Annotated in this window: 11 protein-coding genes and 1 pseudogene; 10 read left to right on the top strand and 2 right to left on the bottom strand. The window is 65.1% G+C overall.

Features of this window, described 5'->3' with window-relative positions; genetic code table 11:
• Nucleotides 1-164 precede the first annotated feature (164 nt).
• From phaC to OKW44_RS20815, 10 genes are all read left to right on the top strand, one after another.
• Complete coding sequence (gene phaC, locus OKW44_RS20860; RefSeq protein WP_018418118.1) at nucleotides 165-1,979, top strand: class I poly(R)-hydroxyalkanoic acid synthase; 1,815 nt, start codon at nucleotides 165-167, stop codon at nucleotides 1,977-1,979.
• Between the two features lie 194 nt (nucleotides 1,980-2,173).
• On the top strand, nucleotides 2,174-3,355 hold the full coding sequence (locus OKW44_RS20855) for an acetyl-CoA C-acetyltransferase (protein ID WP_018418117.1): 1,182 nt from the start codon (nucleotides 2,174-2,176) through the stop codon (nucleotides 3,353-3,355).
• A gap of 227 nt (nucleotides 3,356-3,582) precedes the next feature.
• Nucleotides 3,583-4,323, top strand: a complete 741-nt coding sequence (locus OKW44_RS20850) for a 3-ketoacyl-ACP reductase (RefSeq protein WP_018418116.1) — start codon at nucleotides 3,583-3,585, stop codon at nucleotides 4,321-4,323.
• 137 nt (nucleotides 4,324-4,460) lie between these two features.
• Nucleotides 4,461-5,078, top strand: a complete 618-nt coding sequence (gene phaR, locus OKW44_RS20845; protein WP_018418115.1) for a polyhydroxyalkanoate synthesis repressor PhaR — start codon at nucleotides 4,461-4,463, stop codon at nucleotides 5,076-5,078.
• 435 nt (nucleotides 5,079-5,513) lie between these two features.
• The gene (locus tag OKW44_RS20840) at nucleotides 5,514-6,560 is read left to right on the top strand and encodes a tRNA dihydrouridine synthase (RefSeq protein ID WP_026225405.1); all 1,047 of its coding nucleotides are present in this window, start codon (nucleotides 5,514-5,516) and stop codon (nucleotides 6,558-6,560) included.
• An 81-nt stretch (nucleotides 6,561-6,641) separates the two neighbouring features.
• Entirely contained in the window at nucleotides 6,642-8,036 is a 1,395-nt protein-coding gene (rimO, locus tag OKW44_RS20835; protein ID WP_026225404.1) for a 30S ribosomal protein S12 methylthiotransferase RimO, read from the top strand.
• Nucleotides 8,037-8,039: 3 nt separating this feature from the next.
• Nucleotides 8,040-8,990: a sugar kinase gene (locus OKW44_RS20830; protein ID WP_018418112.1), complete on the top strand. Its 951-nt coding sequence runs from the start codon at nucleotides 8,040-8,042 to the stop codon at nucleotides 8,988-8,990.
• A gap of 85 nt (nucleotides 8,991-9,075) precedes the next feature.
• Nucleotides 9,076-10,260, top strand: coding sequence for a beta-ketothiolase BktB (gene bktB, locus OKW44_RS20825; protein WP_018418111.1), 1,185 nt, complete (start codon nucleotides 9,076-9,078; stop codon nucleotides 10,258-10,260).
• Nucleotides 10,261-10,327: 67 nt separating this feature from the next.
• A complete protein-coding gene (locus OKW44_RS20820; RefSeq protein WP_018418110.1) occupies nucleotides 10,328-11,008 on the top strand; it encodes a hypothetical protein in 681 nt (226 codons plus the stop codon).
• Nucleotides 11,009-11,093: 85 nt separating this feature from the next.
• The gene (locus OKW44_RS20815) at nucleotides 11,094-12,278 is read left to right on the top strand and encodes a cystathionine beta-lyase (protein WP_026225403.1); all 1,185 of its coding nucleotides are present in this window, start codon (nucleotides 11,094-11,096) and stop codon (nucleotides 12,276-12,278) included.
• A 177-nt stretch (nucleotides 12,279-12,455) separates the two neighbouring features.
• Here the strand turns inward: OKW44_RS20815 and serB are convergent, their stop codons facing one another.
• Both serB and OKW44_RS37020 read right to left on the bottom strand, forming a co-directional pair.
• Nucleotides 12,456-13,202 carry a phosphoserine phosphatase SerB gene (serB, locus tag OKW44_RS20810; protein ID WP_503129142.1) on the bottom strand — a complete coding sequence of 249 codons (747 nt, stop codon included), beginning with the start codon at nucleotides 13,200-13,202 and terminating at the stop codon, nucleotides 12,456-12,458.
• Nucleotides 13,203-13,236: 34 nt separating this feature from the next.
• A pseudogene (locus tag OKW44_RS37020) lies at nucleotides 13,237-13,296 on the bottom strand (hypothetical protein); the annotation flags it as partial.
• Nucleotides 13,297-13,469: the final 173 nt, after the last annotated feature.

The raw sequence follows: 13,469 nt of genomic DNA, 5'->3' as shown, positions 1-13,469 counted from the left end.
GCAATCGCCACGTGCGCACGGAGCTGCCTCTCAACCCGTCCGCAAGGACTTACCGGTCAAAAGCAGGTATGGCAGCATCTCATTCCCCAGCTTCCCCCAGCACCGACTCCTCGAAGGAGCAGACGCAGCAGGCCGGTACGAGCGGCGCATCGTCAGCCGCAGGCATGCAGCAATTTCTCGACGCCTGGATGAACGCCTGGCGTTCGTTCGGCGCGCAGCCCAATGGCCCGTCATTTCAGATGCCCACAATGCCGCAGATACCGGACTTCGCGCAGATAACGGCGGGCTTCCCGCAAATACCGGCGTTTCCCGGCATGCCCGACTTCAGCAAGCTGGCCGCCGGTGCGTTGCCGTCGTTGCCGGGGCTGAGCATTCCCACCGCCGCGATTCCGCCCGAGCGTTTGCAGAAGCTGCAGACCGACTATTCGCGCGAGGCGATGGAGCTGATCCAGCAGGCCACCACGTCGGCGATCAAGGCGCCCGAGCTCAAGGACCGGCGCTTTAGCGCGGACGCCTGGAGCGCGGCGCCGGCCTACGCGTTCACCGCCGCGTGGTATCTGCTGAACGCGCGCTATCTGCAGCAGCTGGTCGACGCGCTCGACACCCAGCCGAAAACCCGTGAGCGCATTCGCTTCGCGGTCCAGCAGTGGACCGCGGCGGCCTCGCCGAGCAACTTCTTCGCGCTGAATCCCGAAGCGCAGAAAACGCTGCTCGACAGCAAAGGCGAGAGCTTGCGCCAGGGCGTGATGAACCTGCTCGCCGACATGCAGCGCGGCAAGATTTCCCAAACCGACGAATCGCGTTTCGCGGTCGGCGAGAACCTCGCGAACACCGAAGGCTCGGTCGTGTTCGAGAACGATCTGCTGCAGCTGATCCAGTACAAGCCGCGCACGGCGACGGTGCGCGAGCGGCCGCTCCTGATCGTGCCGCCGTGCATCAACAAGTACTACATTCTCGACCTGCAGCCCGAAAACTCGCTCGTCGCGCACGGGCTTGATTCGGGCCATCAGGTGTTCCTGATTTCGTGGCGCAACGCGGATCAGTCCATTGCGCACAAGACCTGGGACGACTACATCGGCGAGGGTGTGCTCACCTCGATCGACACCGTGCGCAAGATCAGCGGCCGCGAGCAGATCAATACGCTCGGCTTTTGCGTCGGCGGCACGATGCTCGCCACCGCGCTCGCGGTGGCCGCGGCGCGCGGCGAACATCCGGCCGCGTCGATGACACTGCTCACCGCGATGCTCGACTTCTCCGACACGGGTGTGCTCGACGTGTTCGTCGACGAGGCGCACGTGCAGATGCGCGAGCAGAGCATCGGCGGCAAGAACGGCGCGCCGCCGGGACTGATGCGCGGCGTCGAGTTCGCGAACACGTTCTCGTTCCTGCGCCCGAACGACCTCGTCTGGAACTACGTCGTCGACAGTTACCTGAAGGGCCGCACGCCGGTACCGTTCGACCTGCTGTACTGGAACAGCGACTCGACCAGTCTGCCCGGGCCGATGTACGTCTGGTATCTGCGCAACACGTATCTCGAGAACAAGCTGCGCGAGCCCGGTGCGCTGACCACCTGCGGCGAGCCGATCGATCTGTCGAAGATCGACGTGCCGACCTTCATTTACGGATCACGCGAAGACCATATCGTGCCGTGGCAAACCGCGTATGCGTCGGCGCCTCTGCTCACCGGGCCGCTGAAGTTCGTGCTCGGCGCCTCGGGCCATATCGCCGGCGTGATCAATCCGCCCGCGAAGAAGAAGCGCAGCTTCTGGAAGCTCGATACCGACGCGAAGACGCTGCCCGAAAGCGCGGACGACTGGTTCGACGCGGCGACCGAAGTGCCCGGCAGCTGGTGGCCGGAATGGACCGACTGGCTCGATCAGTACGGCGGCAAGAAAGTGAAGGCGCGCGCCAATTTGGGCTCCGACGAATTCCCGGTCATTGAGCCGGCGCCGGGCCGCTACGTGCGGCAACGGGAGTAGGTTCACGCACAGGCTCGATGCGCTTACGACATTGCTGTCGACGTCGGCATAGTGCGCAGTCGGCCGGTGCATAGGTGTTTGGCAGGTGAATGAGCGTCTGGTTGATGAAGGCGTGAGAGCAACGCAAGTTGCAACGCAATTTTTAACGTAACGGGCTGCGGCGCGGTTGGCCGGGATGCCCGGAGGATATTGAAATGACTGATGTTGTGATCGTATCGGCCGCTCGTACTGCAGTGGGCAAGTTTGGTGGGTCGCTGGCGAAGATTGCCGCGCCTGAACTCGGCGCGCTCGCGGTGCGCGCCGTGCTCGAACGGGCAGGCGTGAAGCCGGAACAGGTGAGCGAAGTTATTCTGGGCCAGGTGCTGACGGCGGGCTCCGGTCAGAACCCCGCGCGTCAGGCGCTGATCAAGGCGGGTTTGCCGTCGGCCGTGCCGGGCATGACGATCAACAAGGTCTGCGGCTCAGGTCTGAAGGCCGTGATGCTCGCGGCCAACGCGATCATCGCCGGTGACGCGGACATCGTCGTGGCAGGCGGCCAGGAAAACATGAGCGCCGCGCCGCACGTGCTGCCGGGTTCGCGCGACGGTTTCCGCATGGGCGACGCGAAGCTGATCGACTCGATGATCGTCGACGGCCTGTGGGACGTCTACAACCAGTACCACATGGGCGTGACGGCTGAGAACGTCGCGAAAGAACACGGCATCACGCGCGAGCAGCAGGACGCGTTCGCGGCGCTGTCGCAGAACAAGGCCGAAGCCGCGCAGAAGGCGGGGCGCTTCAACGACGAAATCGTGCCGGTCGAGATTCCGCAGCGCAAGGGCGAGCCGCTGCGCTTCGCCACCGACGAATTCGTGCGTCATGGCGTGACGGCCGAATCGCTCGCGAGCCTGAAGCCGGCGTTCTCGAAGGAAGGCACGGTCACGGCGGCCAACGCATCGGGTCTGAACGACGGCGCAGCCGCGGTGCTCGTGATGTCGCTGAAAAAAGCGGAAGCGCTCGGCCTCACGCCGCTCGCGCGCATCAAGGCATACGCGAACGCGGGTGTCGATCCGAAGGTGATGGGTATGGGCCCGGTACCGGCTTCGCGCCGTTGCCTCGAGCGCGCGGGCTGGACGCCGGCCGACCTCGACCTGATGGAAGTCAATGAAGCGTTCGCCGCGCAGGCGCTCGCCGTGCACAAGCAGATGGGCTGGGACACGTCGAAGATCAACGTGAACGGAGGCGCGATCGCGATCGGCCACCCGATCGGCGCGTCCGGTTGCCGGATTCTCGTCACGCTGCTGCACGAAATGCAGAAGCGCGATGCGAAGAAGGGTCTGGCGTCACTGTGTATCGGCGGCGGCATGGGTGTCGCGCTGGCGGTCGAGCGCGTTTAAAGTACGCTGGGTACGCCGCGCGCATTCGCGACCGGTCGCGCGCGGTCTTCGCCAGCACAGGCATCTGGCCGCGCCGCACGCCAACTGGCGGTGCGGCGCGTTGCAACAGGTGACTCGTGTCGGCAGTGCGCGTTGCCAGACGGTCGCCCGGCGGCAACGCGAACCAGCATCAGGCGAGGCACGAGGCCGCCGGCAGGCGCCTCGACAACGATAACGGAGTGTGGTTTATGACACAGCGAATTGCGTACGTAACGGGCGGCATGGGCGGCATCGGCACCAGCATCTGCCAGCGTCTGCACAAGGAAGGCTTCAGGGTGATCGCCGGCTGCGGCCCGAATTCGCCGCGCCGTGCGAAGTGGCTCGACGAGCAGAAGGTACTCGGCTACGACTTCGTCGCCTCCGAGGGTAACGTCGGTGACTGGCAATCGACCAAGGACGCATTCGACAAGGTCAAGGCCGAAGTCGGCGAGATCGACGTGCTGGTCAACAATGCCGGCATCACGCGCGACGTCGTGTTCCGCAAGATGACGCACGAAGACTGGACGGCGGTGATCGACACCAATCTGACCAGCCTGTTCAACGTCACCAAGCAGGTGATCGACGGCATGGTCGAGCGTGGCTTTGGCCGGGTGATCAACATTTCGTCGGTGAACGGCCAGAAGGGCCAGTTCGGGCAGACCAATTATTCGACCGCGAAGGCCGGCATTCACGGCTTTACGATGTCACTCGCGCAGGAAGTCGCGACCAAGGGCGTGACGGTCAATACCGTGTCGCCGGGCTACATCGGCACCGACATGGTCAAGGCGATCCGCCCGGACGTGCTGGAAAAAATCGTCGCGACGATTCCGGTGCGCCGCCTCGGTCAGCCGGGCGAAATCGGGTCGATCGTCGCGTGGCTTGCGTCGGATGAATCGGGCTTCGCCACGGGCGCCGATTTTTCGCTGAACGGCGGCTTGCATATGGGCTGAGCCATCGGCGCGCCGGACCGGAAGGCGGCGCGCTTCGGCTCAGATGGTTTCGCCGGCGTCCCGGCTGCGCAATGGATCCCATTGCACAGCCCGGACGCCGTTTCCGCGTTTGCTTAACTCGAGCTTAAAGGCGTTACATGACTACTACTACAAAGAAAACGGCCGAACGACTGATCAAGAAATATCCGAATCGTCGGCTCTACGACACCGAGACGAGTACCTACATCACGCTGACTGATGTGAAGCAACTCGTGCTCGATCAGGAAGATTTCAAGGTGATCGATGCCAAAAGCAACGAGGACCTGACGCGCTCGATCCTGCTGCAGATCATTCTTGAAGAAGAGAGCGGCGGCCTGCCGATGTTCTCGTCGTCGATGCTGTCGCAGATCATCCGGTTCTACGGTCATGCGATGCAGGGCATGATGGGCACGTATCTGGAAAAGAACATCCAGGCCTTCATCGACATTCAGGCGAAGCTTGCCGACCAGTCGAAGAATCTCTATGAAGGCAAGGCGATGAACCCCGAAGTCTGGTCGCAGTTCATGAACATGCAGGCGCCGATGATGCAGGGCATGATGACCAGCTACATCGAGCAATCGAAGAACATGTTCGTGCAGATGCAGGAGCAGATGCAGAACCAGGCGAAGACCATGTTCGCCACGTTCCCGTTTACGCCGGGCGGCGCGGTCAATGCGAACAATGCGAGCAATGCGCCGGCCACGCCGCAGGACAATCCGGAGACGGAGAAGAAGTGAAGGAGTGAATGGCGGCGAGGTCTGCTCCGGTCGACGAGGGCTTTGGGGTTGCCTGTGGACGCGAAGCCGACCTTCATTGCCGCAACGAGATCGCGCGCCTCGAGTACGGGCTGGGCCAGGGACCGGCCGTCGGCGTACCGTTGACATTCAGCCTCCGTCGCCGATCCTCCTGCATGGCTCGCGGGAGCGCGAAGCCGCCGACGCGCTACAATGGCGGCCCGCGCATGGGGACGCTTTTCCGTCGGAACCGGATTCCGGCTGCGGTTCAATGACCGTTGCCTCCACTGCCGGCACATCGCTGCTTGCGCCATTACCGTTTTTCTTCCGCAGGACCCGTCCCATGTTTCAGACCGTCTCCCTGATCGCGTCAGCGTCTTCCGTTGCGAAGGCCGCGCGGATCGTTCTGCTCTGACCCGCCGTTCACCCACACCGCTCATGAGTAGGCTGTTTCTCGCCCCGATGGAAGGGCTTGCGGACTATGTGCTGCGCGACGTGCTGACGAGCGCGGGCGCTTTCGACGGCTGCGTGTCCGAGTTCATCCGCATCACAGGCTCGCTGCTGCCAACCCGCGTCTACGAGCGCGAGGCGCCCGAAATCCTGCACGCGAGCGTGACCGCCAGCGGCACGCCGATGGTGATCCAGCTGCTCGGCAGCGATCCCGAGTGGATGGCACGCAATGCCGCGTACGCGGCCATGCTATCGCCCTACGGTATCGACCTGAACTTCGGCTGTCCCGCCAAAGTCGTCAATCAGCACGGCGGCGGCGCGATGCTGCTCGCGAACCCGAAGTTGCTGAACCAGATCGTCTCGGCCGTGCGCGCCGCGGTGCCTGCCGATATCGCGGTGACGGCAAAAATGCGCCTCGGCGTGTCCGACACGTCGCGGGCGATCGAATGCGCGCAGGCGCTCGCGGACGGCGGCGCGGCCTCGCTCGTCGTGCATGCGCGCACGCGCGACGACCGCTATCGGCCGCCTGCGCACTGGGAGTGGATCGCGCGCATCGACGACGCTGTCGACGTGCCCGTCATCGCGAACGGCGAAGTCTGGACGGTGGCGGACTGGCAGCGTTGCCGCTCGGTCAGCGGCTGCGCGGACGTGATGATCGGGCGCGGCGCCGTGTCGGATCCATTCCTCGCGCAGCGAATCCGCGGGCTCATCGAGCCGTGTCCATCTGCCGACGAATGGCAGCAGGTGCTGGGTTCGATCGTCGGCTACATGAACAAGCTGCGGGCGCATGGCACGCTGACCCATGAGCACGGCCGCGTCAAGAAGTGGCTCAGCTACCTGCAGCGGACCTGGCCACAGGCCGCCGAACTGCATGCGGCGATCCGCCGAGTGCAGGACTCTGACGAAATTCTTACGGTAATCGGCCAGGCGCTGGCGGCCGGAGCCGCGTCGGCGCCGACGCGTCAGCACGTTTCCAGCGACGAAGAAAATAGCGAGCTGGATCAACCCGGTCCTGCCGAACCCATCCCCGTTTGAAGACTAGAATTCAAAGACTTACGAGCGGTGGCAGTGGCGAACCGCTACAATTCACGGTTTAACGTCTTCAAGCGGTTCCCCATGTCTTCCACCCCCTCGAACGCTCCGGCCGTACCGGGCGCCACGCCGAAAGTCGGCTTCGTCTCTCTCGGCTGTCCCAAGGCCCTCGTCGATTCCGAGCAGATCATCACCCAGCTGCGCGCCGAAGGCTACGAAATCTCCGGCACCTATGACGGCGCGGACCTCGTGGTCGTCAACACCTGCGGCTTCATCGACGAAGCCGTGCAGGAAAGCCTCGACGCGATCGGCGAAGCGCTCAATGAAAACGGCAAGGTGATCGTCACCGGTTGCCTCGGCGCGAAGAAGAGTGCGAGTGGCTCGGGGCTGATCGAGGAAGTGCATCCGAAGGTGCTCGCCGTGACCGGCCCGCACGCGCTCGGCGAGGTGATGCAGGCGGTGCACAGCCATCTGCCGAAGCCGCACGATCCGTTCGTCGATCTGGTGCCCGCCGCGGGCGTCAAGCTCACGCCGCGCCACTACGCGTACCTGAAGATTTCCGAAGGCTGCAATCACCGCTGCACGTTCTGCATCATCCCGTCGATGCGCGGCGATCTGGTGTCGCGCCCGGTCGCCGAAGTGATGCTCGAAGCGGAGAACCTGTTCAAGTCCGGCGTGAAGGAACTGCTCGTGATCTCGCAGGACACGAGCGCATATGGCGTCGACGTCAAATACCGCACCGGTTTCTGGAACGGCAAGCCGATCAAGACGCGCATGACGGATCTGGTCGCCGCGCTCGGCGAACTCGCTGCGCAATACGGCGCGTGGGTGCGCCTGCATTACGTGTATCCGTATCCGAGCGTCGACGAAGTGATTCCGATGATGGCCGAGGGTCCGTACAAGGGCCACGTGCTGCCGTATCTCGACGTGCCGTTCCAGCACGCGCATCCCGAAGTGCTGAAGCGCATGAAGCGCCCGGCCAACGCCGAGAAGGTGATGGAGCGCGTCAAGGCCTGGCGCGAGATCTGCCCCGATCTGACGATCCGCAGCACGTTCATCGCCGGCTTTCCGGGCGAGACCGAAGAGCAGTTCGAGACGCTGCTCGATTTCATCCGCGAGGCGGAGCTCGATCGCGTCGGCTGTTTCGCGTATTCGCCGGTCGAAGGCGCGAGCGCGAATGAACTCGACGGCGCGCTGCCCGATGAAGTGCGTGAGGAACGTCGCGCGCGCTTCATGGAAGTGGCCGAGCAGGTGTCGGCCAAGCGCATCGCGCGGAAGGTCGGCAAGACGCTGAAGGTGCTCGTCGACGAAATCAACGCGGACGGCGGCATCGGCCGCACCGCGGCGGATGCGCCGGAGATCGACGGCGTCGTCTATATCGCGCCGTCCGCCAAGGCGTCGAAGCGCTACAAGGTCGGCGATTTCGTGTCGGTGAAGATCACCGGCGCGGACGGCCACGATTTGTGGGGCGAGGTCTAGGCGATGACGCACAGCGCGGCCGCAGGGCCCGAAGCTCAAACACCGGACATCCTCGCGCTCGGCGAGGCGATGATCGAATTCAACCAGTCGGCGAAGGACCAGCCGAACTACCTGCAAGGCTTCGGCGGCGACACGTCGAACTTCTGCATCGCGGCTGCGCGCCAGGGTGCGAGGACCGGTTTCGTGTCGGCGGTCGGCACCGATCATTTCGGACGCCTGCTGGTCGATCTGTGGGAGCGCGAGCAGGTCGACACGTCGTTCGTGCGCGTCGATCCGCGGGCCTCGACCGGCGTCTACTTCGTGTCGCACGGCCCCAACGGCCACGCGTTCGACTATCTGCGCGCGGGCTCGGCGGCGAGCCGCTATGCACCCGCCGATCTGCCGCGCGACGCGCTCGCGGCGGCGAAGGTCGTCCATCTGTCCGGCATCAGTCTTGCGATCAGCGTGAGCGCCTGCGACGCCGCGCTCGAAGCGATCGCGCATGCGCGCGCGAATGGCGCGCGCGTGAGCTTCGACACCAATCTGCGTCTTAAGCTGTGGCCGCTCGCGCGGGCGCGCGCGGTGATGCTCGAGGCGATCCGCCAGACCGACATCTGCCTGCCGAGCTGGGACGATGTGACCGAACTGACGGGGCTGACCGGCCGTGACGAGATCGTCGATTTTCTGCTGTCGCACGGACCGAGCGTGGTCGCGCTGAAGCTCGGCAAGGACGGCTCGTATATCGCGACACCTAACGAGCGACGCGTCGTGCCGGGTCACGTCGTCGATGCGGTCGATGCAACCGGCGCCGGCGACTGTTTCGGCGGCGCATTCATCGCGCGCATCGTCGCGGGCGATGATCCATTTGCCGCCGCGCGCTACGCGAATGTTGCCGCCGCGCTGTCCACGCAAGGTTATGGCGCGGTCGCGCCGATTCCGTCGCGCGAGACCGTCGAGCGGCTGCTGGCGGGGTAGATATCACGTAAGCTGCGCGGCGCAGCATGGCCCGCGCTGGCGCAATCATCCAGGCAGACTGGAGAGACAACAGGAGGGACAAGCGATGCAACGGGACGTAGTGGTGGTGAGCGGTGTGCGCACGGCAATCGGCACGTTCGGCGGCAGCCTGAAGGATTTCGCGCCGACGGACCTCGGCGCGCGTGTCGTGCGCGAAGTGCTCGAGCGCGCGAGCGTGTCGGGCGACGAAGTCGGCCACGTCGTGTTCGGCAACGTCGTGCACACCGAGCCGAAGGACATGTATCTCGCGCGCGTCGCCGCGATCAACGGCGGGGTCGCGCAGCATACGCCCGCGCTGACCGTCAACCGGCTGTGCGGCTCGGGCTTGCAGGCCATCGTTTCGGCCGCGCAGAGCGTGCTGCTCGGCGACGCCGACATTGCGATCGGCGGTGGCGCGGAAAACATGAGCCGCGCGCCGTACTCGATGCCGGCCGCGCGCTTCGGACAGCGCATGGGCGACGCGCGTCTCGTCGACATGATGGTCGGCGCGCTCAACGATCCTTTCCAGTCGATCCACATGGGCGTGACCGCCGAGAACGTCGCGCGCAAGTACGACATCTCGCGCGACGCCCAGGACGCGCTCGCGCTCGAGTCGCACCGCCGCGCGGCCCACGCGATCACGAGCGGCTACTTTAAGGAACAGATTCTGCCGATCACGACTCCGTCGAAGAAGGGCGACGTCGTGTTCGACACGGACGAGCACGCGAGGCTGAACGCAACGGCGGACGACTTCGCGAAGTTGAAGCCGGTGTTCGCTAAGGAAAACGGCACGGTGACGGCGGGCAACGCCTCGGGCATCAACGACGCGGCCGCGGCCGTCGTACTGATGGAGCGTAGCGTCGCCGAGCGGCGCGGCGTGAAGCCGTTGGCGCGGCTCGTGTCGTACGCGCATGCGGGCGTCGATCCGGCGTACATGGGCATCGGGCCGGTGCCGGCGAGCCGCAAGGCGCTCGAGCGCGCGGGTCTGACGGTCGCCGATCTCGACGTGATCGAGGCCAACGAGGCATTCGCCGCGCAGGCCTGTGCGGTCAGCAAGGAACTCGGCTTCGATCCGGCCAAGGTCAATCCGAATGGCTCGGGCATTTCGCTCGGCCATCCGATCGGCGCGACTGGCGCGCTGATCACCGTCAAGGCGCTTTACGAGCTGCAGCGCATTGGCGGCCGTTATGCACTCGTCACGATGTGCATCGGCGGGGGGCAGGGCATCGCGGCGGTTTTCGAGCGTCTCTGATCGCGCAAAGTAGGCAGCCCGGCCCGGCATAGGTAGCGCGCAGGAACCAGTAACAAGGATGGACAGGATGCAGGAAGCGAAAGTGACGAAGGGCTCGGCAACCCGCACGGCAACGCGCGCCTTGCGCCGGCGCGCCGGCGTGGTGGCGAGCGCTGCCGCACTGCTGTGCGCCGGCACGGTGCTGTGGATGCCGTCGCAGGCGTGGGCGGAAAGCGATGCGGTCAAGGCACTGGCCGCGCCGCCGCCGATCCAGCTGCCGCTGAAACCGAGCCCCGAGTTCGCGAAGTTTCCGCGCTACGTGGGCACGCTCGGCGCGCGGCCGATCGTGCTGCGGCTCGGGCCCAAGACCGACGATCCATCTGGCGTGCACGGCGAGTATCAGTACACCGATAGCGGCGAGGTGATTCTGATCGCCGGTGATCGCGACGGCGATACGCTCGAAGTCGAGGAATCGAACGACGGCACGCATATCACCGGCAACTGGGTCGGCAAGTTCGCGGCGGACGGCTCGCTCGAAGGCGACCGCATGAACGTCGACGATTCGAACCCGCAGGAATTCAAGCTGAAGCCGCTGGCGGCAGGGCAGGCGGTGCCGGTGGCCGGTTCGGCCGGCGGTGCGGCGACCAGGCCTGCAGCCCCCTCACCGCAACCGGCCGCGGCCAACGGCGCAGCGGCGGCTCCCGCGCCGGCATCCGCTGCCGGGGGGCACTCAGTGGGCGGCGTCAGCAACCTGCAAACGGGCTACTGATGCGCACCGCGCGCCGGGCATCCGGAATCGCGCAGTGCGGCCGTTGCTTCAGGTTCGCTTCACTATGTTTTTCACCGAGCTTCACATGACTGAATCCAAATTCAAACATGGCTTGCAGACCCGCATCGTGCGTGCCGAGGACCACATCACGCCGGGCTTCGAATCGTTCTCGACGCCCGTCACGCGCGCGTCGACGGTGGTATTTCCCGACCTCGCCGCGATGCGCGCGCTCGACTGGAAAAACGACGCGCAATGGCGCTACGGCCTGCATGCGACGCCGACGCAGATCGCGCTCGCTCAGCGCCTCGCCGCGATCGAGGGCGGCAATCATGCTCTGCTGCAACCGTCGGGGCTGTCGTCGATCTCGAACGTCTATTTCGGGCTCGTGAAGGCGGGCGACGACGTGCTGATTCCCGATAACGTGTACTCGCCGAACCGCGACCACGGCGACTGGCTCGCGCGCGATTTCGGTATCACGGCGCGCTACTACGATCCGCTGATCGGCGCGGGCATCGCCAGTCTGATCCAGCCGAACACGCGCCTGATCTGGATCGAGGCGCCCGGCTCGGTGACGATGGAAGTGCCCGACGTACCGGCCATCACGGCGGCGGCGCGCGCGCGCAAGGTCGTCACCGCGATCGACAACACGTGGTCCGCGGGCCTCGCGTTCCGGCCGTTCGACCATGGCGTCGACATCTCGGTGCAGGCGCTGACCAAATACCAGTCCGGCGGCGGCGACGTGCTGATGGGCGCGACGATCACGGTCGACCGCGACGTGCATGTGAAGCTGAAGGCGGCGCGCATGCGCATGGGCATCGGCGTGTCCTCGGACGACTGCTCACTGATCCTGCGCAGCCTGCCGAGCATGCAGTTGCGTTTCGCGCAGCACGATCGCGCGGCGCTGTCGCTCGCGACGTGGTTGAAGAGCCGGCGGGAAATCGTCGCGGTGTTGCATCCGGCGCTCGCCGACTGTCCGGGGCACGAAGTGTACAAGCGCGATTTCAGCGGCGCGGGCGGACTGTTCTCGGTGGTGTTCGACGAGCGGTACAGCGCGGCGCAGATCGACACGTTTTGCGAGTCACTCGAACTGTTTTCGCTCGGCTGGAGCTGGGGCGGCGCGCATAGCCTCGCGATGCCGTACGACATCGCGTCGATGCGCACTGCGGCGCAGTGGCCGCATCGCGGCACGTTGGTGCGCTTCTATATCGGTCTGGAAGACGAGGCGGACCTGCGTGCGGATATCGAGCAGAGCCTGGCCAGGCTGGCTTAACACGCGTTAGCCCTGTTCGACACGTTGTTCGAGAAGCCCGCCGGGATCTCCTCCCGGCGGGCTTTTTTGTTGCGCTGTGTATCAAGCAGACCCGACCGTTCGGCCGAATGTTCGATGCCGCGGCGCGACGCTATGTTGTGCCGACGCGAGCGATAACGGATCGCTCAAGCGCCAGCCTCAAACCAACCGCAGCAAACCGTCCAGTCCAACGAAATTGAACGACACGCTGGCTGCTTCCCGCACCACCGGCTTCGCCCGGAACGCAACGGAGAGTCCGGCTTCGGCCATCATTTTCAGGTCGTTCGAGCCGTCGCCTATCGCAATTGCGCGCGACGGTTCGATGCCGAGCGTCGCGCAGGTTTCGCGCAACATGCGCGCTTTCACGTCGGCATTGACGATCTCGCCCATCACATTGCCGGTCAGCTTGCCGTCGATGATTTCAAGCGTGTTCGCGCGCGTGAAATCGAGCCCAAGGCGCGTCTTCAGCTTCGCGGTGAAGAACGTGAAGCCGCCCGACACGAGCAGCGTTTTCAGGCCCGCCTGTTTCGCGCCGGCCAGCATGCGTTCGGCGCCCGGCGACAACCTTAGTCGCTCCTCGTACACGCGCTCGAGCGCGCTGGCGTCGAGCCCTTTCAGCAGCGCGACCCGACGAATCAGGCTCTCGTTGAAGTCCTTGATCTCGCCGCGCATCGCAGCCTCGGTGATCGCCGCGACTTCGGCTTTGAGCCCGCAGAAATCGGCGATTTCGTCGACGCACTCGATCGTGATCAGCGTCGAATCCATGTCCATCGCGACGAGGCCGAAGTCGCTCAACTGGCGGCCGGTTTCGACAAACGCGTAGTCGAGTTGATGCGCATAGCAATACGCTTCGACGTCGGCGCGTTGCGCGAGGTTCGCGTCGGCGATGCGAATGGCGCTGCTCATCGATGACGGCGGCGTGCGAGCCGCGTGCGAGCGCGACGAGCGTTTTGTGGTGGTCGGCGGAAAGGGGGGCGACGCTTTGAATGACGAGGTTCATGGACGACCGGTGGCGCGGAAAGAAAGAGGCGCGTGGCGCGCGGAAAATCCCGCTATTGTATCGGTTATGTGCATTGGCCCGTCGCAGGCGGCCGTGCCGGACTTGCCGTGCGCTCTGGCGGCGTGCGATTCATACTGGCGCATCGAATCATGTGAGGCAGTCGTCGCGTTGGC

The sequence above is a fragment of the Paraburkholderia lebeckiae genome (genome assembly GCF_050436325.1).
GTDB lineage: Bacteria > Pseudomonadota > Gammaproteobacteria > Burkholderiales > Burkholderiaceae > Paraburkholderia > Paraburkholderia tuberum.
Note: the sequence above shows the minus strand (reverse complement) of the source record. Positions and strands in the feature narration are given on the sequence as shown.